The sequence below is a fragment of the Paenibacillus sp. FSL H7-0690 genome, from assembly GCF_037980415.1.
GTDB lineage: Bacteria > Bacillota > Bacilli > Paenibacillales > Paenibacillaceae > Paenibacillus_AQ > Paenibacillus_AQ odorifer.
Genome location: NZ_CP150281.1, coordinates 3,228,068 through 3,252,199, shown reverse-complemented (window position 1 = coordinate 3,252,199; position 24,132 = coordinate 3,228,068). Strand labels below are relative to the sequence as shown.

At 39.6% G+C, this 24,132-nt stretch carries 23 protein-coding genes and 1 pseudogene; 5 read left to right on the top strand and 19 right to left on the bottom strand.

Features of this window, described 5'->3' with window-relative positions:
- Window position 1 precedes the first annotated feature (1 nt).
- From MHI32_RS14450 to MHI32_RS14425, 6 genes are all read right to left on the bottom strand, one after another.
- On the bottom strand, window positions 2–508 hold the full coding sequence (locus MHI32_RS14450; protein ID WP_076125785.1) for a sigma-70 family RNA polymerase sigma factor: 507 nt from the start codon (window positions 506–508) through the stop codon (window positions 2–4).
- 90 nt (window positions 509–598) lie between these two features.
- A complete protein-coding gene (locus MHI32_RS14445; RefSeq protein ID WP_340012586.1) occupies window positions 599–2,464 on the bottom strand; it encodes an acyltransferase family protein in 1,866 nt (621 codons plus the stop codon).
- A 171-nt stretch (window positions 2,465–2,635) separates the two neighbouring features.
- Window positions 2,636–3,706 carry a stalk domain-containing protein gene (locus MHI32_RS14440; protein ID WP_076125789.1) on the bottom strand — a complete coding sequence of 357 codons (1,071 nt, stop codon included), beginning with the start codon at window positions 3,704–3,706 and terminating at the stop codon, window positions 2,636–2,638.
- 72 nt (window positions 3,707–3,778) lie between these two features.
- On the bottom strand, window positions 3,779–4,240 hold the full coding sequence (locus MHI32_RS14435) for an NUDIX hydrolase (protein WP_076125878.1): 462 nt from the start codon (window positions 4,238–4,240) through the stop codon (window positions 3,779–3,781).
- 36 nt (window positions 4,241–4,276) lie between these two features.
- Window positions 4,277–6,076 carry a peptidase gene (locus tag MHI32_RS14430; RefSeq protein WP_340012584.1) on the bottom strand — a complete coding sequence of 600 codons (1,800 nt, stop codon included), beginning with the start codon at window positions 6,074–6,076 and terminating at the stop codon, window positions 4,277–4,279.
- A gap of 2 nt (window positions 6,077–6,078) precedes the next feature.
- A complete protein-coding gene (locus tag MHI32_RS14425; protein WP_340012583.1) occupies window positions 6,079–7,140 on the bottom strand; it encodes a MoxR family ATPase in 1,062 nt (353 codons plus the stop codon).
- A gap of 268 nt (window positions 7,141–7,408) precedes the next feature.
- Between MHI32_RS14425 and MHI32_RS14420 the strand changes: the two genes are divergently transcribed.
- Together MHI32_RS14420 and MHI32_RS14415 are read left to right on the top strand one after the other, a co-directional pair.
- Window positions 7,409–7,837 (top strand): MarR family transcriptional regulator, encoded by a 429-nt coding sequence (locus MHI32_RS14420; RefSeq protein ID WP_340012582.1) that lies wholly within the window; start codon window positions 7,409–7,411, stop codon window positions 7,835–7,837.
- A 29-nt stretch (window positions 7,838–7,866) separates the two neighbouring features.
- The gene (locus tag MHI32_RS14415; RefSeq protein WP_076125795.1) at window positions 7,867–9,501 is read left to right on the top strand and encodes an MDR family MFS transporter; all 1,635 of its coding nucleotides are present in this window, start codon (window positions 7,867–7,869) and stop codon (window positions 9,499–9,501) included.
- A 91-nt stretch (window positions 9,502–9,592) separates the two neighbouring features.
- On the opposite strand, the gene MHI32_RS14410 is transcribed toward MHI32_RS14415, so the two are convergent.
- Window positions 9,593–10,144 carry a YdhK family protein gene (locus tag MHI32_RS14410; protein ID WP_076125797.1) on the bottom strand — a complete coding sequence of 184 codons (552 nt, stop codon included), beginning with the start codon at window positions 10,142–10,144 and terminating at the stop codon, window positions 9,593–9,595.
- A 223-nt stretch (window positions 10,145–10,367) separates the two neighbouring features.
- Here MHI32_RS14410 and sleB point away from each other — a divergent pair, with 223 nt between their 5' ends.
- Window positions 10,368–10,961: a spore cortex-lytic enzyme gene (gene sleB / locus MHI32_RS14405; protein WP_254847639.1), complete on the top strand. Its 594-nt coding sequence runs from the start codon at window positions 10,368–10,370 to the stop codon at window positions 10,959–10,961.
- A 190-nt stretch (window positions 10,962–11,151) separates the two neighbouring features.
- On the opposite strand, the gene MHI32_RS14400 is transcribed toward sleB, so the two are convergent.
- The gene (locus tag MHI32_RS14400; protein ID WP_076125801.1) at window positions 11,152–11,703 is read right to left on the bottom strand and encodes a GNAT family N-acetyltransferase; all 552 of its coding nucleotides are present in this window, start codon (window positions 11,701–11,703) and stop codon (window positions 11,152–11,154) included.
- Between the two features lie 325 nt (window positions 11,704–12,028).
- Between MHI32_RS14400 and MHI32_RS14395 the strand changes: the two are divergent.
- Window positions 12,029–12,668 (top strand): annotated as a pseudogene (locus MHI32_RS14395) (DUF2935 domain-containing protein).
- A 191-nt stretch (window positions 12,669–12,859) separates the two neighbouring features.
- Here MHI32_RS14395 and MHI32_RS14390 read toward each other — a convergent pair.
- From MHI32_RS14390 to MHI32_RS14355, 8 genes are all read right to left on the bottom strand, one after another.
- Window positions 12,860–13,126 carry a CD3324 family protein gene (locus MHI32_RS14390; RefSeq protein WP_038570858.1) on the bottom strand — a complete coding sequence of 89 codons (267 nt, stop codon included), beginning with the start codon at window positions 13,124–13,126 and terminating at the stop codon, window positions 12,860–12,862.
- A gap of 187 nt (window positions 13,127–13,313) precedes the next feature.
- Entirely contained in the window at window positions 13,314–14,708 is a 1,395-nt protein-coding gene (locus MHI32_RS14385; RefSeq protein ID WP_076125803.1) for a protoporphyrinogen oxidase, read from the bottom strand.
- A gap of 143 nt (window positions 14,709–14,851) precedes the next feature.
- Complete coding sequence (locus MHI32_RS14380; protein ID WP_340012579.1) at window positions 14,852–17,455, bottom strand: FtsX-like permease family protein; 2,604 nt, start codon at window positions 17,453–17,455, stop codon at window positions 14,852–14,854.
- Complete coding sequence (locus MHI32_RS14375; RefSeq protein WP_076125806.1) at window positions 17,452–18,135, bottom strand: ABC transporter ATP-binding protein; 684 nt, start codon at window positions 18,133–18,135, stop codon at window positions 17,452–17,454. The genes MHI32_RS14380 and MHI32_RS14375 overlap by 4 nt, the downstream gene beginning before the upstream one ends.
- A 95-nt stretch (window positions 18,136–18,230) precedes the next feature.
- Entirely contained in the window at window positions 18,231–19,232 is a 1,002-nt protein-coding gene (locus tag MHI32_RS14370) for a HAMP domain-containing sensor histidine kinase (protein ID WP_076305504.1), read from the bottom strand.
- Window positions 19,233–19,916 (bottom strand): response regulator transcription factor, encoded by a 684-nt coding sequence (locus tag MHI32_RS14365; RefSeq protein ID WP_076125811.1) that lies wholly within the window; start codon window positions 19,914–19,916, stop codon window positions 19,233–19,235.
- Between the two features lie 35 nt (window positions 19,917–19,951).
- Window positions 19,952–20,587: a GNAT family N-acetyltransferase gene (locus MHI32_RS14360; protein WP_340012576.1), complete on the bottom strand. Its 636-nt coding sequence runs from the start codon at window positions 20,585–20,587 to the stop codon at window positions 19,952–19,954.
- Between the two features lie 326 nt (window positions 20,588–20,913).
- Window positions 20,914–21,681: an SDR family NAD(P)-dependent oxidoreductase gene (locus MHI32_RS14355; RefSeq protein WP_076125815.1), complete on the bottom strand. Its 768-nt coding sequence runs from the start codon at window positions 21,679–21,681 to the stop codon at window positions 20,914–20,916.
- Between the two features lie 257 nt (window positions 21,682–21,938).
- Between MHI32_RS14355 and MHI32_RS14350 the strand changes: the two genes are divergently transcribed.
- Window positions 21,939–22,547, top strand: coding sequence for a TetR/AcrR family transcriptional regulator (locus MHI32_RS14350; RefSeq protein ID WP_076190423.1), 609 nt, complete (start codon window positions 21,939–21,941; stop codon window positions 22,545–22,547).
- 101 nt (window positions 22,548–22,648) lie between these two features.
- Here the strand turns inward: MHI32_RS14350 and MHI32_RS14345 are convergent, their stop codons facing one another.
- The 3 genes from MHI32_RS14345 to MHI32_RS14335 all read right to left on the bottom strand — a co-directional run bounded on the left by MHI32_RS14345 (window position 22,649) and on the right by MHI32_RS14335 (window position 24,003).
- Window positions 22,649–22,966: an iron-sulfur cluster biosynthesis family protein gene (locus MHI32_RS14345; RefSeq protein WP_076125818.1), complete on the bottom strand. Its 318-nt coding sequence runs from the start codon at window positions 22,964–22,966 to the stop codon at window positions 22,649–22,651.
- 121 nt (window positions 22,967–23,087) lie between these two features.
- Window positions 23,088–23,546, bottom strand: a complete 459-nt coding sequence (locus MHI32_RS14340; RefSeq protein WP_076125820.1) for a DMT family transporter — start codon at window positions 23,544–23,546, stop codon at window positions 23,088–23,090.
- A gap of 31 nt (window positions 23,547–23,577) precedes the next feature.
- Entirely contained in the window at window positions 23,578–24,003 is a 426-nt protein-coding gene (locus MHI32_RS14335) for a DMT family transporter (RefSeq protein WP_076190424.1), read from the bottom strand.
- Window positions 24,004–24,132 lie beyond the last annotated feature (129 nt).

Below are 24,132 nucleotides of genomic sequence, written 5' to 3'. Positions count from 1 at the left end.
CTTACTTTATCTCCTTTAAGGCTTCATCATTCAGCTTCACCCGCAATAACTGAAGGGCCTGATACAGCCTTGTCTTTATTGTATTGGTGTTCTCATTAAGAACTTCAGCCACTTCATTAATCTTCATATCCTCAAAATATCTAAGCACAATCACACTTCGGTATTTCGCCGGCAGCTCTTCCAGTGTTCTTTTCAAATCCATATCTGTATAGCTATCCTCAACAGCCGGACTATAGGTTTCTATTATCTCTGGCTCCATCGTCTGAACCTTCTTGTTTCTGCGCAAAAAGTCTAAGGAAGTATTCACGACAATCCTGTAAAACCAGCTTTTCACGGCATCGTGATCCTTTAGCAAATCCATTCGTGTCATCGCTTTATAAATAGAATCCTGCACAATGTCGAGGGCATCCTCTTTGTTTTTCACATAACTGTAAGCAAGCCGGTATACATTTTCTTTGTTTTCTTTGATACATCGCGTCAATATTTTCTCGGTTTTCCTATTCAACATGGTCGATTATCCTTCTCTGTTTGTGATCTGGTGTTGTAACAGGAGTAAGACGTTTGGTGAGTATAAAAAAGTTTGGAGATTCCAAATAAATTATTTATTTTCTTTTTCCAAAGCTTTAATTAGAATTGATGCATAATACTTGGCACCCTCACGTTTCAAATGAACACCATCTTTGTAGAAGTAGTCGTCTTTTCCTTCACTAGCTGAGTACCAGTCTACTATGGTCGTATTCCTGAATTCACTGGAAACTTTTGAAAGGGTGGAATTCACAGTCTGCTCCCACTTTCTCGGCACACGTGTATTGACCAAAAGAATCTGCTCCGCATCGCTTAACGAGTTTAGTAGTTTACGTAATTGCTTGGAGTTAAAAGCTCCATTCGTCCCCAGCTCTATGATCATCCGCTCCCCTAAGCGTCCTTGTGCTCTAAGCTGATCAACCACCTCCTGTGCCTGCATCATCTGTCTGCCGACCTTTCCATCGATAACAATACCAGGGAGACTTTCTACCAAAAATGGTGCTGCATCCAAAATGACAGAATCGCCAATGGCCGTAATATTCTTTCCAGTTTGATTTTTCCCGGTTACCGCTATGTTTCCTTCTGGTTCAACTTGTTTCTCTTCAGTGTCAGGTTTTTGCTTTTCAACATCAGTCGTATCTTTTTCTACGGGTGGTGCCAATGAGTTGTGATCTATTGGATCTTGCGCTATTCCCTCTTGCTGTACATTCTGCTTATCTGCAACTTCGATTGGAAGTGTGTCAGATTCAGCGTTGGATAAATATCCATTGCAGGCAATCGGAATAAGAATCAAAAAGATCATGGTCATAAGAAAGACTGGGCGGTAGCTGCGGCGTTGTTTTGCACTCCAATTGTTCCAAATGTTTCTTAATGATCCCCGCCGGAGCGGCTCCTCGACATATTTGTATGATAAGGCTGCCAGTAGAAAACTTCCTGCTAACTGAAGGATAATTCGAAGCACGCCGCTCTCATCTGGATTCCCATTAGGGCTGGTAAGAATTATTACGGGATAATGCCAAAGGTATAAGCTATATGAACGTACACCTATCCATCGCAAGGGTTTACAGCCCATTTTCCGTCCAAGAGAGCTGGCAGGATGAGCAAGCACGGCAATCACTACTGCAGTAATGATAGAGATGATCAAAAATCCACCCCGATATAGTGATTCATCAAACTCGTTAACCCGGTAAACTAGCACCATTAATACCAGCAGTCCCAGAGCACCAATGATATCAAACATATAACGAGATCTTTCTGTGACTGTATTTTTAAGTTTCTGACTAGGCCATGCAACAGCAAGCGCCGCTCCAATTAGAAGTGCAAATATGCGAGTATCTGTTCCATAATAGACCCTGCTTGGATCTGTGCCCGGTACATAGAACATAGCCATGGCTAAAGCTGAGACAGCAGCACAAGCCAGAATCCAGGCAATAAGTTTACCTCGACGAGGTATGATCTTTAGTCCTAATACGAGCAGCAGCGGCCATAGAATATAAAACTGTTCTTCAATAGAAAGTGACCATAAATGTCCGATCGGAGAAGGAGGTCCAAAACTTTCGAAGTACGAAACATCATGAAATATTAACCACCAGTTATTAACGTAAAATAGTGATGACATGAAATCTCCTGTCAGCCCATTTAATCTCGTGGGATCTATGATTAAGAGCCATATGGTGACAACGATCAGCATGACTATCGTCGCCGGCAGCAACCTCCATGCTCTACGTATCCAAAAGTCCAGAAGGTCCAATCTTCGATGACGCTCCCATTGGTTAATGATTTGGTCTGTGATGAGATAACCCGAGATCACAAAAAAGATTCCCACTCCCAGCAGTCCACCCCCAGCCCATTTCAAATTCAAATGATAGGCTATGACAGCGAGTACGGAAAAAGCTCTTAGTCCATCAATACCAGGCATATAACGCTTGTTGTCATTCATTCTGTTTCAGTCCTTACCCTTAATTTGTTGTTCATAGGCAGGACGCAGGAGCAGCTCAAAAAGTTCTTTAAACTGGCTAATCTGTTATCAAAAGTAAAAAAACACCCGCGCAAGAATTACCCTGCGGGATGTTTTTAATAAATCAAACTACTTTCACAAACTTCTAAATGGTTATTTCTGAACTTCAACCTGAAGAATTTCTGATACGAATTGAACAGGTACATAGGTTTTGTTATCTTGCAGAACAGGTGCTGCACCTAAAGCTTTAGGAGTCATTTTTGCGAAGAAGTATGAATCTTTGTTAAGCGTAACACTTGTCCACTGTGCTCCTTTCATCAACTCAGCGGTTTTGGTAGACTGATTCCATTTCAATTCATAGTTTAGTTGACTGGCCACATCACGAAGCGATACCATGAGCACGCCTTTCTTATTCGTGAAAGTAGCTACTTTTTTCAAATCAAGCTTAGTTGTATCCGTTGAACTATGATTTAAGCTGAACCGAAACTCTGGTGAACCTACATAACCTGGCGCAATGCTGTATTTAGGGAATACGATTACTAAGTTACCTTTATCGATATAGAACGACTGCTCAGTTGAAGTTCCTGTGTACTCTTCTAAGAAATATTTATCTGAATCCTTTTTAATCGCTGCCAGAATGTCTGCATCGAGCTTCTCTTTGTAGTTAGCGCCCAGTAGATCCGTTAGCGCAACAGGTTCTGCCTCAGCTATATTTTTCACATTATAAGTATCGATCCGCGGCATGCTTGTTCCACCTTCAGAACCTTCAGTAGTAACAGTCAAGGAGATAACGCCTGCTGGAGAACCTGTTCCATCTGATTTCAGATCATAAGTAATATAAAGAGTATAAGGATGAAATTCCATTTGATCAGCCTGTGCTTTTTTGCCCATTTCTGCGGCGTCTTTCTCCCACTGTGCCAGATCCTTTTCAGCATGAGAGAGGATAATATCGTTCAGTTCATCTTGATAATGAGTATCCAGCATTCCTGTTAGCTGTGGTACTTTTAAATCTGCAATCAGGTATTTACTTGTTGTGTTAAGTACTTTTTCTTGCACTTTTATGCCAGCAAGGGCTGGTGCCTTCGACGGTAAAGCCGCAGAAACATTAGCTGTTACTTGTGTGGAAACCATAGCATGAACCGGTAAAGAAGCTGCACTCACTCCCATAATGGCTACACATCCAACTGCACTCATTTTAAATAGATTTTTTGTTCTTTTGTTCATATCTCGTCATCCTCCATCTCTATTTATAAGTGCCTTCCGATGACACTCATTAGCTAGGACGCAGGAGGACCTCTAAAAAGTTTGCTGGTTTTCTAATTTAAATATAATTTCTTCAACTTCTGTACCCCGTAACTCTACGTAAAAAGGCTGCACCTCATCATTTAGACAATACTCCAGCCGCAGTCTGAGGTTTTTCCATGTGACCATTTCCAATGCTTGTTCTATCGAAAAAAAACCAACTTCTAAGCTCTCGGAACTAGTAGCAGGTTCGCCGCCGATGGCTTTCCCTAGAAATAGGTTAGTACATATAGATCGATCAACATTTTGAAAAACTCCGCAGAACTTATTAATCTCTATATCAATGCCCGATTCTTCTTTGGCTTCCCTGATTGCTGCTTCTATAAGGGACTCCTCCTCTTCAACCTGTCCGCCTGGCATCTCCCATCCTCTACGTGGACCTTTTATTAATAAGATTTCTTCTTGATCATTGAATACAACTGTAGCTGCTGAAAGAATATGTTTGGGGGGATTCATATCCATTGTTACCTCGCTCTAAATTTATTCTAAGCCCTAATTAATTCTGAATACAGGTCCTTTGGGTGAGAAAGGCAAGTCATTTCCCTTGGGCAAGATATAAGCATGGTCTCTTTTAATGGTCAGCTTGTCACAATAACCATCTGTAATAATTAGAAGTGGTCCTTTTTTCGGAAAATCCTCAGCTTGTTGAATCAAATCAATAGCTGGTTGTAAGATCGTTCCCCCTCTTCCCTTCACTTGTACCCGATCCGCGATAGCCTCCGGGGGCATGTAACCTGCATCATAAGGACAAGCATCACAAAAGATAATCCGTGCAAAAGGAACATCACGAGCCTGCGCATAACTTGAAATGGCCCCTAATGCTTTGGCCAGAAGCTTTTTATCCATTGAGCCTGAGGTATCTAAAATAACTCCAAAAGTGCGGCCATCATCTGCAGCACCGCTATGAACCCACTGTGGTCGAGGGATATCAGGCGTAGAAGATTGACGTCTGCTAATTCGTGAATAAGATCTGGTCTTCTCAAGCGGTGAGAAATAATGATCAAACCAACGAGCAAGCTCTACATCCCATTTAATAGGTGGCTGGCCCAGCGCTCTAATCTCTTCAACTAGGCCTGATGGCAAAAGACCGCGGCTTTGCTCTTCATGATACATCAGTCCTTGTTGCATAGCATTTTTACAGAAATCATCTAACGTCTGTCCTTCTCTCGCATCCCAAAAACTTGATGAACCGTTATCTAAAATGTCACCAAGTCCATTCCCTCTCAAGGTCGCCAGTTTCTTATAAGTGCGGATATCTCCGACCATACGATCATAAATCGTTTCAGCAGATAAACCTTTAAGCTCAGGATCTAATAAGAGTCCAATTCGCGGATACTCCCCTACACTCATTTCTACTAGCCATAGATTTATTACGTAGTCACAAGCCACATTCCAAAGATAATGATCCCGGCCAAGACATCGCTCGTGATGCTGAAGCCCCGCGTGCAGAAGCTCATGCGCCATCACGAAAATACACTCCTCATCGTTTAGTCCGGCTGCAGGGTTCATAAATATTTTGCGCTCAATAACGTCAATGGCAGCTATGGAAATATCAAATCGCCGACATATCGCTGGATCTTCTATAATCTCAAAGCCGGCGGCAAGCGCACCTAATAAAGGATATCTGTCCATAAACCATCGTTTTGCACGTTGTGGAGCGGTTAATGAAAGTGTAGGGTCACTAATAGTATTAGCATGGCCTCCAGCAACACTTACTGCATTCGTCACAGCATTAGATAACCCATAAGCAAAATAGGCTTCCCAATCCGGTGCTTTTCCCCAGTATCTTTTGGTGGTTTCTCTAACATTCATATCCAGTTTTGAAACACCCGCAGTCCCAAAATATCTGGAGGTGTCCGGAATTCCTTTTATCATAAACTGCTCGTAAAGCTGTTGTTCATCTTTAATTGTAAGATCAATACGCGACTCCATATCTGCGGGTACTTTCCCAAGCTTCAAGTCATTTAAAAACTTTGCTATGTACACATCACATGCAACGTTCCACGCCACTTGATTCTCTTTAATCTTTAAATGTCCAAGACCTAAATGAAGAAAACAATGTGCCAAAACATACATCCATTCAGCAACCTCGCCACGCCGTTTAGGATGAGTGTAAATATAACCGTTATTAGTGACAATTGCCCAGCCGTCTTCAGGATAGGGACTATTTTCATTATGAATAATCGAAGCTCGAACAGATAACGGCGCAAAAATAGGATGATCCGCGATTAACGAACATGCTTCATTAAAATTTTTCAAAGCGGGATTATCTGGAGTTGTTTTTTTAGCCATATTTACCCCCGCTCTTTTATTGCAAGACGTGGTAAATCACGTACAATTTCAACCATTAACCAATCTGGAATATTATCACTTTGCTCCTGCTTAGCAACTACTAGCTGTGCAATTTCAAAGCTAATGACGGACAGGTCTTTAATCAGCTTTTTAACAGTGTGTGCAAATTGGCGATGTCCATCTCGTACGTTATCTTTAATCGGAGGGAGTTCTTTGATAATCTGGGCACGCAAGGATTGCGCCAGGAAATACAGGAGATCCCGATCTTCTGGAGCCGTTGGAAATGAGGATTTACCATCTATAATTTGATTAAGTTCATATTTTCCAGATAGATTTTTATAAAAAGCCCTAAATTGTGTGGCGTGAGCAGGTGTCAGTGAACCATTCGCTAAAATCCCCACGGTATCCGCATTTATATCATCGCCAAACTCATGTAGTGCATCACTAAGCATATGCCAAGAGCGTGGCGTGGAGAAAGGCTCTTCAGTCTTTGGAGGTGCACTCCACAAATGATCGGGACGCAATTCCAGATATTCAATAACCATAGGATGAATGTTATGCTCATATGCCCAAGAGATCCAATTCTGAAACGATACATTTAACTGTATATGGAACATCCGATTGATAAGCGCGGAGGACATAGGTTTAACAATTGCACTATCTTGTGCACGGTTACCAGCTCCTATTACTATAGAGCCCTCAGGTAGGTGATAATCGCCTATGCGGCGTTCGTGGATGAGACTATAAAAAGCTTTTTGCACTTCTTGAGAACAGGCATTAAGCTCGTCCAGGAACAAACAATAAGGTTCATCCCGAGCAATCATTTTTGGAGGACAGAATTGGCTCTTACCGTTAACGATTTGCGGGACTCCAATGATGTCTTCAGGTGCTAATTGAGAACCTAATAGAGACACACAAGGAAGACCCACCTGATCAGCAAAAGCTTCTACTAGCGAAGATTTCCCAATACCAGGCGCCCCCCAGATAAAAACAGGGCGAATCACAGAAACGTTTAGAAGTACTTGCATAAGTTGAATAGGTGTTACAGGCGTTGCTAGATTCAAATAAATGCTCCTTTTTTAATGTATTGATAATAACGATAACTATACACAGTATAACAAATAATTCATTAGCTCAGGAACGAGCTTCAACAACAATATTATCAACCCACTCTATTTCATTCGAAAAAACAAACCTTTTCTTGACGAGATATAAAAAAGGATGATATATTGTTTCACGCTTTAATAATTAAGTAGTTAATCATTTAGTTGTTATCTAAAATTTAATGGAATTACTTATTCCGCCCTATTTCATAACTTTAGGAGGCGTGATTTGGCTAATAATGAAGATTTTCTTCAGATTTCTACTATGTTCAAATCCTTTTTAAAAGGAATCTCTCAAGATTGGAACAAACAAGACTACCCCCTAAATATTACACAGTTCAAAACCCTCAGGACTTTATCTAAGAACGGTCCACAAAACGTATCACAGATTGCTGCAGCTCTTGGTATTACCTCAGCAGCAATTACAGGCGTAACAGACCAATTAATCGCTGAAGATTACGTAAATAAGGAACGCGCCAAGGATGATCGAAGAGTGGTACACATCACCATTACGCAGAAAGGAGCAGCAACGATTAAAGAGGTGCAGGAACGCCATCAAGAACTTATGGAATCTTACTTTAAGATACTGCCCGATGAAGATATTGAGCATTTAAGAAGAATTTTCGCAGTAATAATTTCTGATTTAGACAAGAGATAAAATTTAAAAAGTGGCGGGGAAACAATCGAATGGAACATTTATCCAGCAAACGAAAACTTAGTATTATGATAGCTATTATGGCTGCAATGCTGTTCGCAGCGATTAATCAGACAATTACAAGTACTGCTATGCCGCGTATAATCGCAATTCTTGATGGCATGGATTACTATACTTGGACTATTAACATTTATTTATTAACATCAACAATAGCAACCGTTCTTGTCGGTAAGTTATCTGATATGTTCGGACGTAAACCCTTTCTATTAGCAGGTATTCTATTATTTATGGTTGGGGCTTTTCTGACAGGAACATCTTCCGATGTTTATCAATTTATCATTTATCGTGGGATTCAAGGGGTAGGTGCAGGTATTATTCAATCCACCGCATTTACTGCCGTAGGTGACTTATTCCCTCCGCGTGAACGTGGTAAATGGATGGGGTTGATGATGGCCGTATTCGGTTTCTCCAGTGTGCTTGGACCAACGCTTGGAGGCTTTTTGATCGACAATATGGATTGGCATTGGCTGTTCTGGATCTTCCTACCGCTTGGTGTAGTGGCCTTCGTGATGATTCTTACCTTATTTCCTAAAGGCAAACGCGGAGAGTCAACCAGCATCGACTATTTAGGTTCCTTGTTAATGACAACTACCATCGTTCCTCTACTGCTTGCCTTCACCTGGGCAGGTACAGAATATGATTGGGGTTCTTCGCAAATTCTCGGCCTGTTGGCGGGAACAGTCGTTTCGGCACTTCTCTTTATTTTTGTCGAATCCAAAGCTAAAAATCCAATACTCCCGCTTCATCTATTTAAGAATAGTGTAGTTACCATATCTAATATTATTGGTTTTATTATGAACTTCGGTATGATGGGAGCTATGATCTATCTTTCCTTCTTCGTACAAGGTGTTCTGGGGATCTCCGCGACATATGCAGGGTATGTTACTATGCCAATGTCGATCGTTATGGTTGTAGCCAGTGCCCTTACCGGTCAAAAGATGGCGAAAAAAGGGAAGTATAAACGTTACGCATTAATTGGAATACCCATTATGATTGCCGGTATGACAATTATGGTATTTATGAATAATGTACCGATGGCTGTCCTAAGTATGATTGTGTTTGGTCTTGGGTTAGGATTGGGGATGCCAGTATTCTCACTAGCTACTCAAAATGCGGTTTCACACACAGAACTAGGTGTAGTAACGGCCTCCTCACAATTATTCCGTAATTTAGGCGGTACGATCGGTATCGCAGTCATGGGTACCGTTATGTCCAATAGTCTTACTAAAAACTTGAAGGAAGCTCTGCAATCGTCATCAGCACCGGATTTCACACAGATAGATCCAAAACTTGCTGAGCAAATGCTCTCCTTCGCTAATCCACAGGCATTAATGAACAAACCATTGCTTGAACAGACTCAAGCTAGTCTGCCAGCCGATGTACAGCCTGTCTTCTTACAAATGATTGAGGGTATCCGTGATGCTTTAGGACAGACATTGTCATCCGTGTTCTTAACCGGAACCATTGTGCTTGTTGTAGCTTTCGTGCTTGTCTTCTTCCTGAAGGAGCTTCCACTTCGTACTTCTAACCAAATGCCAGTTCCTGAAGAAGCTGAACAGGACCTGTCAAACATGAAATCTTCAAAACTTGCAGTGGATAAAACCTAACCGCAAATTATTTTGAAGCTGACTATAAAACAACAAAAACTGCAACGTACTCATGCGTAACTGAGTAAGTTGCAGTTTTTGTGTTGATCTATTATTTTACAGGTGAAAGCTCATCTTCTGTTACCCACTTATGATTTTTCACTTCATCTCCACCCGTAGTAGGTTTGTAATTAATCATATAGACAGTGGTTTTTTCTGCTGAGTTAATCTGAGCCGTTGCACCCTTCATATCCTTCATATGATCAGCTTCCATAATAACCTCTGAGCCTGGTTGATAGGATATATCCTTTGCTTCTTTTATTTCTTCATGAATAATCCACTTATGATTTGTAACCGGTTGACCTCCTGTAGTAGGTCTATAGGAAACATTATATGCTGTCGTCTCATAAGCTCCCACAATTGTCGCAATGGCTCCCTTCATCCCTTCCATATGGTCAGTTTGGATCACAGCTTCACTTCCTACTTTGTAAGTAGGATTCTCCGCTACCCTCAGATCTTTTGGAACTTCACCTGAACTTGAATGTGAGTTATGTTCCATTTGTGTATCGTTAGAAGACATCTGATTGCCATAGCTATTGTCATTACTACAAGCACTTAAGCTGAAAGCAGCTGCGACGACTAGTAGAAATAATTGCTTTTTCATATAAAAGACCTCCGAAATTTTATCTGCCTATAAGTATTATTTTACCCATTTCAGAAAATCACAAACGGAACTAAGGATTTACAGTTTGTAAAACAGTAATTTATTTTCCATTAAATGAGTGTTGTCTCAATGATTAAACTATATTTATAATGTTTTCTGAAAGGAGGCTACTATAATGAAGACTAAAATATTCACTTTGTTGCTTCTTTTGGGTCTGGTGAGCATGGCTACTATGATCGGTTCTGCTAATGCAGCTCCGCTATTAACCATAGGAAGTTCTTCAGGAGATGTATGGGATCTACAATATAGATTAAAAACCCTTGATTTCTATACTGAGCCCTTAGATGGGGTATACGGATCACAAACGAAAGCAGCGGTTGCTAAATTTCAAAAGGCCTATGGCATAAGCGCTGATGGAATTTCGGGGACAAAAACTTGGAATATTTTAAAAAAACACACACTTAATATTAATGAAATGGATATTTTGGCTAAAGTTATCTACAGTGAGTCTCGCGGTGAGCCTTATGTTGGACAAGTTGCAGTGGGTGCAGTAGTCATGAATCGTATACAATCTAGTCAATTTCCTGACAATATTAAAGAAGTTGTATTCCAAAAAGGAGCTTTCACAGCCGTATCTGACGGCCAGTATTGGCTTACACCAAATCAGACAGCTTATTTAGCTGCTCTTGATGCTGTTCGAGGTTGGGACCCCACAAACCATTCAATCTATTATTTCAATCCCGATACAGCAACTAGTGCATGGATTTGGTCACGTCCGCAAAACTTAAAAATTGGTAAGCATATATTTGCGAGTTAATTACATCAAATAGCTAAGATCAACAAAAGCCGATCTAACTACGATAGTTAGATCGGCTTTTATTATTAAACCTATTCGGTTGTGTTAGCATCCATTTCAAGCACTAAAGCCACCAAATATTGCAGTGAATTGTACTTATAAGCTTTTGCTTTTAGGAATGAATTCTTAAACATAACTTCGAAATCCCCTTTTATGGATTCGATAATTCTGATTGGTTATTGAATGTAAAAATCATCTTTAATTCATCATCATATGACTTCCCGCATTCCTCTAAATAACTATCCCCAGTGTATTCTTTTAAAGTTTTCCTCCAAAAATGCTGTGCTCTCCTATTTGTATCCGTGGGATTCGTTTGTAGCTCCCAGTTACCCAAATGAAGCTTAAAGACTTCCTTAGCCGCATATTCAGCGAGCCCCTTACCACGGAAAGGCCGTAGAATAAAAAATTCATTCAAATAGAATTCACAAGCAGACGGAGTATATGGTGGTGTAGCAACTAATGCAAACCCTATTGGAATATCATTTTCTTTTATTAAATAAGGATACAAAATGCCAGCTTTCTCCCACCAAATGTCGAAGACTTTATTCTGTTCCTGCAGTGACTGTGTCTCGTCCTCCTCGAATACCCCGTATCGATTAGGAATCGTCCCCCATATTTCTGATAGATCGTGTAAGTATAGTGGGTAAAGGTTGTTAATAATAAACTTCGAGGCACTGTCAGTTAAGGTGATTGTGATATTCATGTCGTTCCCTCCCTACCTTCTGTCGAATTCCTGAATATATTTATGGAGATCACTAAAATATTATGGTTACTGGAACAAGCTTAATCTCCATCATACCTCCACAAGTTCTTGTCTAATGTCACTTCTTTTTTAGTATAATTACGACCTCGCTCTAGTTATATGCCATATTCGATTAGAATTAATTTTTATATAATGTCACCATTTATATTTGATAATTAAGTTAACCGTACCTACTGTACTTCTATATACTCGTCTTAACTTTTGCGGATACAGTACAAACCTCACGCATATTACAATTGTATAAAAATGGGAGGTGCGCTCAGATATGCCGGATCCTTTTGTTTCGAGATCTCTAGATGAAATAAGATTCTGGTCACGAATCATGAAAGAACACTCTTTTTTTCTTAAATTAGGGTTTCGTTGTGAAGACACGCAACTAATTAATGAAGCAAACCAATTCTATGTCACATTCGAAGCCATAGAGAATAGATCACTCGGATTTACTGTGGATTCTGATCCAGCTGTAATACGGAAGTTTAATGAGGAAGTTCATAGTGCAGCTTCACATATCTGGGCGTTTAAAAGAAAAATACTAGGTCTAATTCTACAATGTAAGCTTCCAGGCGGAACGAACTTCCCCTTATTAGTGGATCATGTCAGTAGGGAAGCCAACTATTTTCGAAATCGACTGGAAGAACTGAATCAGGGTAGGTTAGATCTTTTATCAGACGCAATTATTAATGAAAACCAAACCCCTGCTCAGTCAGCAACTTGACGAGAATAAAGTCTCAGTTAAATCTCTCCGTGACTTTAAGAAAACGGCACGTGATCTTATTGAGGAATGCCGAATAAAGAGCATCATCCATCCATTGCTTGCGGATCATGTATTCCGAGAAGCAGAACGATTCCTGTATATAATTGATGCATTTGAAGCCTCTTTGAATATGAATAAACAAATCGTATAGCATTACATGAAATCAATTTAAAAGCGATTAAGTTGCAATTAGAAGCAATGACAATGATGAAAGAAGCACTATACAAAACAAAGGTTTCTAGTACAGCTATTAATGCCGCAAATAAAAAGATGGATGAATTATAATTAAACTCCAAAAACCACGTCAGAGTTTCTTCTAACGTGGTTTTTTTGGATGATAAGCTATTTTTTTGAATAAACAATTTTCTTAATACTATCCCTAGATAGGCAATATTCATCTGAAAGCTGGTCAACCGTTGCACCCACAGCAAACCTTAGACAGATTTCGATGTTTCTAGATCTTAAGTATTTTCTGCTCCCTGACTTTTCGCCCCATTTTACATGTGATTCTTCAGGCTTAGGGATATAAACCATACCCCCGTTGATATATTTCTGAATTTCCTCTAATAATTCTTTTGGGAAAATCGTATCTGCATTTACATATTTCATAATCGCTCTGCTCCTTAAACTTTTTATGAGTTTGAAGGTAGCAAAGTCTATTCTTTAAACAACCCATGCACACTGCACTAGCGGTAAAATCAATTTTTCGCTCTATACAAACAACCGCCGTTGTTTATAAGTCTAGACTTTGCATAGAGCTGATCGCTAATCTTCTCACGATTGTACACCCTCCTTTTTAATGTGAAATTACTTGTTCCAAAATACGCTCTGCTGTTTTTTCTCCATTCGCAATACAATCTGGAATGCCTACACCATAATAGGAGCATCCAGCAAGGATAACATTAGGATACCTGTCTGTCATCTTCTTCTCTAAGGATACTACAATTTGATGATGAAGTTTATGGTAGTTTGGCATTACATCATGCCATTTGGTCACATCGTAGGTAGCTGGCTGTCCTGTTATCCCGAGACTGGTCTGTATATCTTTCAAAGCCACCTTCAATAGTTCCTCTTCAGATAGCTTGATCAACGAATCATAATGAGGGTTTGAGCTTTTATAAAAGAGTCTGACAAGCAGACGCTGTTGTCCTGACGTATGCTCCCACTTGCGACTTGTCCACGTACACGCATTACATAGAACATCATCGCTGTTGGCAGTGATGAACCCTGTGCCATTCGCAGGCAGCTGACTGTCGGGGATATCAAATCCTAAATATACACTAATCATAGAACTATTATATAACTGATTGAAATCTTCATTTAGTTTTTCGTCTTGAAGTAGCGCTTGTGCAGTAGAATGCATCGTTCCAAGTACGACAACATCGGAGTCTATGATTCGTCCATCTGCCAAAGTTACCTGGTACTGCTCTCCACGCTTCTCAATTCTTTCGGCACGAATCCCTTTGATGATCTCCGAATTAGAAAGATGTTCTTCCATAGAGTCGATCAAGGCAGATACACCTCCCTTGAATGACATGAACTTCTTATCACCATTCCCTTGAAATTTGGCTTTATTTGCGGATAAGCCTTGAATAATACTGCCATATTCATTCTTATAATCAATCAAATAAGGCAGCGTTGAGGCAATTGTAAGTTCGCTTAGCTTCCCGGAATATACACCTGAAAGAACCGGTGAAATTTGCTTCTCGACAAGTTCTTTTCCAAAAAAAGCTTCTAGAAAATCACCCACGGAATCGTTTTTCGTAAACTTATTATTGGGAGTGTAGAAATCTTTGAGTGCTTCAACCTTTCCTTCAGCTGAGATCAGTTCTGTTGTAGCAAGCGACTCCATACTGAGCGGAATGCCAAAGACTGCATCTTTAGGAATTTGCTTCAGTTTACCTTCTGTATAAATAAAGGATATTCCTGTCGCGTTATATACAACCTCATTTTGAATACCCAACTCTTCAATCAGAGGTGCAACATTCGTTTTGCGAGTGACAATAGAATCTGCCCCAGACTCCATAATGAAGTCTTCTTGTTTTAGTGTTCTGATTTTGCCGCCCAGTCTATCGCTGGCTTCAACCAAAATGATTTTTACATCTAGCTTGTTATGCTCTATAGATTTCTGTAAATAGTAAGCGGTAGACAATCCAGTAATTCCCCCGCCAATCACGACAACTGTTCTCAATTCGTTGACACCTACCTCGTGGTTATAATCTGTTCAATTCAATTGTGTACATTATATCATAGGAATTTATAAGAATTTACATACCAACGTGTCAGATATGACACAAAAAAGCCGCGTTAAACGCGGCAATGATGGGCTAATAGTTATATATTTTCCTGTTTCAATGCATCGATAATGTTCTCTTTTTTCACTTTTGAGCTTGAATATAACATAGCTGCGCTAACGATGATAAACACTGCCAATATGACACACAAGATACTCATCCACGGAAGTGTGAATCCATAAGAGAAGCTGCTCATCATTGATCTATAGATCAAGTACATAATAACTATACTAATCGGAAGCCCATATAGTAGTGACTTTATTCCATAAAAAACACTTTCGTAATTAATCATTTTATTAAAACCATTTGGCGTCATGCCCACAGACTTCAGCATCGCAAACTCTCTTTTACGAAGAGATATGCTAGTTGATATCGTATTAAAAATATTCGCAATTGATATTAAAGTAATCAAAGCAATAAAACCATAGGTGAAAATAGACATTAACATGATCATCTGCTCACTATTTTGTCTATTTTGATACACATTTTGAACATAGATATTCCGCTCTTTCATTTCCTCTATGGCTTGTTGTGTCGTTAATGGGTTTGTGCTGTTCAAGTTAAGCCGGCTTTGAATATCTTTGCTCATCGCATCATTTGTTAGTTTATCGAAGACTTGTTTAGAGACGATGATGTTTATTCCACCAACCATTGCTGAATGTACTCCCATTGGACGTTTATCAGTTAGAGCGACAATTTTTACTGGTGATAAATTCGTCTCTTTTTTGGTATCCCAATCCGTATAAATAAGCTCAAGCTTTTGGCCGACTTCAGAGTGAAAAGCTTTGGTCTCAACAATTTTTTTAGCTTTCTCATCCTCAAAGGTAACCGTATCATTCACAATAGCAGTCATCTGATCAAGCTTCGTTAGTTGTTCATAATTTATACCGACCGTTTCTGCATAGGTTTTCAAACTCTGTTCATTTAGTGCATAGATCTGAATATAGTAAGGATATTTCCCGTTCTTTAGAACACTCTTATCCGCCTGCACAATCTCTTGCAATTCTTTTGCCATATTTTTCTCATCAATCCATGAACTCACACTGAGTTCCTTAGTCACATTATATTCCGTTATATTAGGTAATTTGGATATCGAGTTCGTCAACCGGTCCACTTTTTGAGCGTCCTCAGTCCCCATATATACTTGGATATCATAGTTCAAACCATCCTGTGAGAGTTCTACCGATCTTCTCATATTAGAAGTGAACGCTGATACAGATAAAAATAAAACAATACTAATGACAAGTGAGAACACGGTTGCTTGGTACCTGCGTTTATTTCTCTTTAAATTCTTCAAACCAATTTCTGCTTCAATACCAAACAATCTGCGCACGAACTTGGATGTTTTCACCGCTTTACCTGAGAGCTTAACATCGGTTGTTTGTCTGATCGCATCAATTGCCGAGATCTTTGAAGCCTTTCTGGCTGGAAGATAGGTGGATATAAAAATTGTCAGTATTGAAACTAAACAAGCGGTTAGTAGAGACAGAGGTGTAACAATCAACATTAATCTCTCAGTTATCCCTAATACATCTTTAATCATCGAATTGATAAACATAAAAGTGATCCCGATGCCTGCTATACCGCAAATGATCCCAATTGGAATACTAATTAAACCGATAATCATTCCTTCAAAAAACACTGAATTCTGCTTTTGCCACTTTGTAGCCCCTACACTGGAGAGCATCCCTAAATGACGTGCACGCTCCGAGACAGAGATTGCAAAAGCATTATAGATTAAAGAAACGGAACCAATGATAATCACAACCATAATAATTACTGACAATAAAAGAAGTGTGTTACGTAAGCCATCGTTATTCGTCACACCATAATAGCGGAGCAGACTATTATTATAAGAGATCGACTCGATCTTATTTTCTTTTGCCAATTCCTCTGCATGCTTGTATATGGAGCTGTCCACCTTTTTTAATACAACCGTCGCTGTGGTTTTTTCAGCTGCTCCAATCATGCTTTCATCCACATAACTTATGGCAGTATAACCCGGAGACCATGTTGGTTCCCAAGTAGGACGTTTTATCACTCCCACAATCGTATAGTTCATTGATTTTTTATGAATAATCTTTTCAAGCAAGGTATCCTCTTCAGTCCGTAATCGTTCATTCTGAGATAGGGGTTGGCCACTATTTTCATCATCGCTAGTGACACGTTCACCCACATCAAGCGTTAAAGTTTCACCAATCTTGTAAGAGACTTTTGCATTCTTTGCAATCTCCTCAGAAATGACTACTTCGTGGTTTGTCTTCGGGAGTCTACCTTCCAGCAGTTCAATCGGAAATTGTTTAAAACCAGCTGCATTATATTCCTTGATATACCAATAGGGTTTATTCTCATTCTTCCCATCCTCTAAAGGGGCGTAGCCACGATCGTTGGAGATCACTAGGGCTTTTGTCGCATCATCTGTTTCTATCGCTTTGAGCTGAGCTTTAGTAACATTTCTATATTGGACATGCCATTCTCCATTTGTAGAGATACTTTGCTTCTTCATTAATTCCATAAAAGAAAAACCTAACGTCGCCACAGCCGTTACCATAGCTACTGAAATGATAACTCCAATGATAGTTACCAATGTTCTTCGCTTATTCTGTTTCAAATGTCTTATAGTTAATTTGTTTACGATATTCACGGACGAATCACCTCATCTTTAGCGATCCTTCCATCTTCAATAGTAATAACCCGATCTGCTTGCAAGGCAATACGTTCATCGTGAGTAATCACAATCAGTGTTTGATTATACGTTTTATTAAACATTTTTAATAATTCAATAATTTCACTGCTATTCTTGCTGTCAAGATTACCAGTTGGCTCATCTGCCAGCATAATTGCAGGGTTACTAATTAATGCTCTGCCTATGGATACCCGCTGCTGCTGTCCGCCTGATAGCTGATTCGGCAGATGGTTTAAACGATTTTCCAAATTTAACGCCTTCACGGTATCTGCAAATTGCTTCTTATCCACTTTATGCTGATCGAGCAGCAACGGAAGTGTGATATTCTCTTCAACCGTCAGCACCGGTATGAGATTATAGAACTGATAAATAAGACCAATTTGTCTGCGTCTAAAGATCGCCAGCTGTGTTTCATTCAAATCATAAATATCCGTGTTATCTACAAATACTTTACCACTTGTCGGTCTATCCACCCCACCTAATAAATGCAGAATCGTTGATTTTCCTGAGCCGGATGGTCCAATAATCGCTACGAATTCACCTTTTTTAATTGAAAAAGATACATCATCCAGAGCCTTTACTGCGGTCTCGCCTTTACCATATGTTTTAGACAGATGTTCAATCTTTAAAATATCCATTGTTAGACCCCCATTTGTTGATGAGATCAGTATATCTGTCTACAATGACTCTTCAGTGACTCTTAAGTGACATTCTAGTCACTAAGCCATAAGTGTTAAATCACTTGCTTGTAAAATTTGATCCGAAATTGTGTCCCCTTTCCTACTTCACTCACCACATCAATCGTGCCGTTTTGTTCAGTGATAATACTTTGCGCCAAGGCAAGTCCGATTCCAACGCTGTCTTCGTTTGCATTTGTACCCTTGTAGAATCGTTTGAAAATATAGGGGATCTCTGCCTTAGGAATTCCTTTGCCATTATCAGTAATGACAATTTCCGTGAACAGCGTGTTTTCTGCAAAAGAAATCGCAATCTCTCCCCCAGCAGGTGTATGCTCTACACAGTTTTTCAGAATATTAATCATCGCCTCAGTTGTCCAATTGTAATCGCCTATAAATGAGGTAGCGTCTTCACCTTCGATTAGGATCCGTTGCTCCTTAATATCCATTGGAATCAGTATGGGCTCCATAGATTTCTGAACAAGCTTCTTTACTTTTATTGAATCTTTTTTAAATTGAATGGTTCCGGCATCGATCTTTGAGAACTTTAATAATGAAGAAACCAACCAGCCAATCCGATCGAGCTGAAGGCTGATTTTCCGCGTAAATTCTATTCTTTTCTCAACGTCCAGATCAGGATCGCTTAATAAATCTGCCATCACGGTCATGGAGGTAAGTGGTGTTTTGAGCTGATGGGAGATGTCGGAGATCGCATTGGTAAGCTTTATTTTATCCTCTTGCAAAAGCAAACGCTGCTCCGATAACATCAACGTCACCTTATAAATATCATTTTTCAGGATACTAAGCTCGCCTTCCTGATTATCACGAACATCGAGCGAATAATTACCGCTGCTAATTTGACGTAGATACCCTGAAAGCTTCTCAATTTCGCGGTATCTCCAGCGGGTAAATAATAAACAACAACCTATAAGCAGAACTGAAGTTACCGCCGTGATCCCCATCGCTGCTGATGAAATAAATGCCGTTCCTATAATCGCCAGAAGGCTGATCGTAGTCATCGTTAGTAATAACCATCTAAATTCTCTGTTTCGTAACATCTAATCACCAACCTTATACCCTAAACCGCGTACTGTTTTGATCAGTGTGGGTTCTTGCGGGTTATCCTCTAACTTTTCCCTTAAGCGTTTAATATACACAGACAATGTATTATCATTTACAAATTCTCCGGCGACATCCCAAATCCGCTCTAACAGCTGATTTCTGGAAAGGACTTGTCCCACATGATTAGCAAATATCAGAAGCAGACGATATTCTAATGCTGTTAGCAGAACTTCATCGCCGTTCTTATAAACTTTTCCTTCAAGCGTATTAATCCGTATATTCTCTAGTTCAAAATTAGATGGAGTTTGAGCCTGCTTGTTATATCTCCTTAACACCGATTTAATGCGTGATAACAGCTCGCGAATCCGAAATGGCTTAGTTATGTAATCGTCTGCTCCCATATCAAGTCCCATCACTACATTAACTTCGTCATCAATCGCAGTTAAAAAGATGACCGGAATATCGCTCCGCTCCTTCACGATCTTACACAGATCATATCCGCTGCCATCCGGTAGAGAGAGATCAAAAATGCAAAGTGTTACTTCAGATAACCGCTCCGCCAACACCCTCCTAGCAGAGGTTGCATCATAACATAAAATAGTTTCAAAATGATCCTGCTGCAAGGAATATTCAAGTCCTGAAGCAATCGTTCTATCGTCCTCTACGAGCAATATTCTCATCAATGTTCATCCTAACCTAATAATTTGCGAAACCGTCATATTGAAAAAGCACTACACTTATATTGATGAATTTGCTGAAATCCTAAACGGAGCGCTAGCTTTCGGGAAGCTTCATTATCTAATGAACAGTCCCAGTAAGGTGTAAAACCATTTGTAAGTATATCCTCCGCTACTAAGGCCGCTAAATGAGTCCCCACTCCTCTATTCTGATACTTGGAGAGAGTTTCAATTCCGATAGCATGTGTATCCTCCGTAACGAAACTAGAATAACATACACCCATAATCTCAGTTCCCTCAACAGCAGCATATCCATAGCCTTTTGCCCTAAAGTCTTCTTTCGATGACCAGAATAAATCAATATTATCATGTACAAATTCTATATTCTTTAGATCTAAGTCCTCCCAGTCCAGCATTTTAAGATTTATAATTCTAATCGCATTATTAAGGGACTCAACGGGCTTGTGGAATAACTTGAACACCATTTGTTCAAAAGGATATAGCTTCCTAGAAGGAAACATCAATGCCAGATTCCATTCATTGTGTTGACCTGAGACTTCAAAATACTCCAGCCCAAGCTTTTTCATCCTCGGTGCAATATGACTGGATATATAACTATCTAAGCTCTTAATAAATAACTCATTGGTGTGATCGCCTCCTGAAATTCTCTCCATTATCGAGGGAAATAATCCGGGCTGGATTTTTGTAGATCAACTTGTAACACCAAAAAGCGCGTTGGTATGGAGTAAGGGGATGCAAGGATTTTATATTATGAGATAATTCATGCATATGAACACTCCTCGCCAACAATTTATCTAAATCACTGATCAATACTTAAAAAGATTAAATCCCCTTTGTATATTCTATAAGATAATTCAGCAAATTGCTTATTATAAAATCCGATCCGGGTATCCTAAATAAAAAAGAATTGGACCCAATGCTTGACGCACAGGCCCAATCCTTTATTTGGAGTATCCTTAATGATCGAAATCAGCTTGCATTATTGACCTATCATACCACCGTCGACTGTATATAGAGAACCCGTTACGAATGAAGCCTCATCCGACAGAAGGAAGTTCATCACAGCGGCAACCTCTTGCGGTTCTCCGTAGCGTCCCATAGGTGTTGCAGCTTCGTTAGCTGCCTTGTATTCTTCTGCGCTTCCAAAATTATTTTCAATTTTACGCATCATTTGTGTATTGATCGTTCCTGGGAGTACCGCATTTACACGAATACCAAGTGGTGCAAGCTCATTTGCAGCTACGCGAGTCAGACCAATTACAGCATGCTTAGACATAATGTAAGGGGCCATACCTGGTGCACCCATGAGTCCTGCCAGAGAAGAAGTGTTCAGAATAGCACCTGATTTTTGTTTTTTCATCACAGGAATTACATAATGTAGTCCAAGAAATACACCACGAACATTGACGTTATATACAAGATCAAGTGCTTTAACGTTAAGCTCTTCGATTTGACCTGCTGGACCTTCAATTCCGGCATTGTTTGCAAAATAATCAATGGTTCCAAATTTCTCTACCGCTTTATTAACATAATTCTGAACGTCTTCTTCATTAGAGACATCCGCAGCTACAGCTAAAGAGTTAGTTTCATTTAAGCCTAAATCTTGGATGACATTTTTTATCGCTTCTTCATTCAGATCGACAAGTACAAGATTCAGTTTACGATCAGACAATCGACGGGCAAGCTCTTTACCGATTCCACCTGCAGCTCCAGTAATTACAGCAGTTTTTACATATGATTCACTCATTGTATGTTCGCATCCTTTGTTATGAATTGGCTATATATTATAGTCTTAGGAGATGGGATAACCTATCTCTATTACTAGAGTACACCCCATTAGTTAACCTGTTCAATAATCAGAATTTTAAGTAATGTCGCCTAACCAACATACTTGCTCTACGTGTTTACTTATGTCTAAATCTTGAACATTAGCTGATCTTTTGTTACTTTTAAAGTAAGAACTATAAATGAACGATAAAAAGATCATAGCTGGAGGTAGTTTTTTTGATACAGGAAGAACATGAAGACAGAAGAACCAGAAGAACACGCCAAGCTCTGAAATCTGCATTCGTTGAGCTAATATTGGAAAATAGCTATGATTCAGTTACGATATTGGACGTGACTAATCGAGCGGATTACAATCGAGGGACTTTTTATAAACATTTTGAGAGTAAAGAGGCTTTGCTTAAGGAAATACATGATGAATTTCTACAGGGTATAGGAGAGGCGCTATTAGACCCTTATGAGGGATTGGAACGTATTGAGGCAACGGAGGTCTTCCCTTCCATTCTGCAGCTGTTCGAATATATTGAGGGGCATAAAGCGGAGTTTTTAGCCTTATCCGCAGTGGAACGAGGGAAAATGACTGTTGAACTGTTCGACCGTTTACGGGAATCCATGCGTGAGGATATGCGAATTGAGATAGAAGCTGATGCTGCTCCTGTGGATTATGAAATTATGTTGAGTTACCAAATGTCTGCTACAGTAGGTGTCATTATGCACTGGGCTGAAGTCAATTTCAAATATTCGGCGAGCTACATGGCAGAACAGTTAATTACACTGGTGAACAGCAAAATAGACCATATAGCTTTTATGAAAAAATCCAATGGGTAAGAAACGAATTGCAAGTGCCATATATAGGAACGAAATTTAAAAAACCAGCGCATTGAGAGATGATCTCAAATGCTCTGGTTTTTAGTGTAGCAGTGCTCTACTCAGCGAATATCTTTTACTCGAATATTGCTTCCTAACAGGCCCGAATCACTACTTAATCTGAATGACGGGTAATTCTCATCTGCTTCAAGTCGCATCTGTTCATCAAATAAAGATTCCTGTTGACGGTCCACAAAAAAAGTAAAGGGCTCTTTCTGAACTTCAATATCTGTAGCATGGGGTTCACTAATAATCTGAATTACGATCACGCCATTACAACCACAGCCCTCTGTATCGAAGAACAATTTAAAATAACCTGGTCGTTCACCAAGGTTTTCATTTAACTTTTCTGTAGTTAGAGAGTTCAATTGTATGAACATTGGATGATCTGCTCCTTATTTATAATTGAGTTACTACTTTCCCAAAGTATAGATTGATTTGCTTTCACTCTCGTGTGACTGACATCACTTCTATTTTGACAAACATGAGTCTGAGGATAAATTAAGCCGACTTTTGAGTCTCCCGGGCACCCCCTAGCTTAAACACTAGAATACCGCCAACAATCACGAGTACTCCGACCAACTGCTTCCAGGTGAATGGAACCTTTTCAAGCCCTAACCAGCCGAGGGAATCCCACAATAAAGCAAACCCAAGCTGAGAGATTAATACGATCGAGATCGCATAGGTTGGCCCAAGACGTTTGGTGCCTTGCACGAGACAGATTACTACACCCACCCCGATCAATCCGCTGATCCAGTACCAAGGCTCCATATTTCGCAAAGTAAATATTCGGCCGCCTTCAAAGATAAGACTCATAATAAAGGAAGCCAGAAAACCCAACCCTAATACTAACGTCGTTGTGGCCCAAGATCCAACCTTTTGATTAACCTTCGTATTAAAAATATTTTGTAAACTAACGAATGAACCCGCGACAAGCGCTAATATTAACCCTAAAATCATAACGTAACTCCTCCAGTTGTTGATTGTATTCTCAGAATTTCAAAATCACTACTCCAGCAATCATCAACCCTATTCCAATAAACTGTGGGAGTCTCATTTGTCGTTTTTCCATCCCAAACCAGCCTTTAATATCAATTAAGAAGGTCAAGCATAGCTGTGCAATGAGCAATGTCGATATAGTAAAAGTAACGCCAATCTGTTGAATGGCAGTGACTTCACTGAAAATAACGACTGCGGCAAAAGATCCGCCAATTAGATATAATGGTTTTACTTCTTTTAATCCTTGCCATTTCCCATCTCTAACAAATAAAAGGATTAGTAACGACATGATAAATCCTGTTAACTGTGTAATTGTCGCAGCTTGCCAAGTCCCAATATCTTGACTAATTCGAGCATTAGATACTCCTTGCAGAGTGATACAAGCCCCCGCTAAAAACGCAAATATAATTCCTCTCATTTCTCTCTCTCCTCAACTTCGATCTCTTACATATTAAAAAGCAATTCAGGCCTTTAAAAAAGGACATCTGTCCCAAAGCAAAATAAACGATGTTGTTGCCCCTATAAGCCTTTCGTATATTTTCAAAAA

Coding starts and splice junctions, on each gene's coding strand:
- MHI32_RS14355 (WP_076125815.1), bottom strand. CDS start 21,681: ATGAGTGAATCATATGTAAAAACTGCTGTAATTACTGGAGCTGCAGGT.
- MHI32_RS14370 (WP_076305504.1), bottom strand. CDS start 19,232: ATGTTACGAAACAGAGAATTTAGATGGTTATTACTAACGATGACTACG.
- MHI32_RS14450 (WP_076125785.1), bottom strand. CDS start 508: ATGTTGAATAGGAAAACCGAGAAAATATTGACGCGATGTATCAAAGAA.
- sleB (WP_254847639.1), top strand. CDS start 10,368: ATGGCTACTATGATCGGTTCTGCTAATGCAGCTCCGCTATTAACCATA.
- MHI32_RS14445 (WP_340012586.1), bottom strand. CDS start 2,464: ATGAATGACAACAAGCGTTATATGCCTGGTATTGATGGACTAAGAGCT.
- MHI32_RS14335 (WP_076190424.1), bottom strand. CDS start 24,003: ATGAGAGGAATTATATTTGCGTTTTTAGCGGGGGCTTGTATCACTCTG.
- MHI32_RS14435 (WP_076125878.1), bottom strand. CDS start 4,240: ATGAATCCCCCCAAACATATTCTTTCAGCAGCTACAGTTGTATTCAAT.
- MHI32_RS14375 (WP_076125806.1), bottom strand. CDS start 18,135: ATGGATATTTTAAAGATTGAACATCTGTCTAAAACATATGGTAAAGGC.
- MHI32_RS14345 (WP_076125818.1), bottom strand. CDS start 22,966: ATGTTCATACAATTGAACTCTCTAACTACAGAAAAGTTAAATGAAAAC.
- MHI32_RS14410 (WP_076125797.1), bottom strand. CDS start 10,144: ATGAAAAAGCAATTATTTCTACTAGTCGTCGCAGCTGCTTTCAGCTTA.
- MHI32_RS14430 (WP_340012584.1), bottom strand. CDS start 6,076: ATGGCTAAAAAAACAACTCCAGATAATCCCGCTTTGAAAAATTTTAAT.
- MHI32_RS14360 (WP_340012576.1), bottom strand. CDS start 20,587: ATGGAGAGAATTTCAGGAGGCGATCACACCAATGAGTTATTTATTAAG.
- MHI32_RS14400 (WP_076125801.1), bottom strand. CDS start 11,703: ATGAATATCACAATCACCTTAACTGACAGTGCCTCGAAGTTTATTATT.
- MHI32_RS14390 (WP_038570858.1), bottom strand. CDS start 13,126: ATGAAATATGTAAATGCAGATACGATTTTCCCAAAAGAATTATTAGAG.
- MHI32_RS14440 (WP_076125789.1), bottom strand. CDS start 3,706: ATGAACAAAAGAACAAAAAATCTATTTAAAATGAGTGCAGTTGGATGT.
- MHI32_RS14340 (WP_076125820.1), bottom strand. CDS start 23,546: ATGATTTTAGGGTTAATATTAGCGCTTGTCGCGGGTTCATTCGTTAGT.
- MHI32_RS14415 (WP_076125795.1), top strand. CDS start 7,867: ATGGAACATTTATCCAGCAAACGAAAACTTAGTATTATGATAGCTATT.
- MHI32_RS14365 (WP_076125811.1), bottom strand. CDS start 19,916: ATGAGAATATTGCTCGTAGAGGACGATAGAACGATTGCTTCAGGACTT.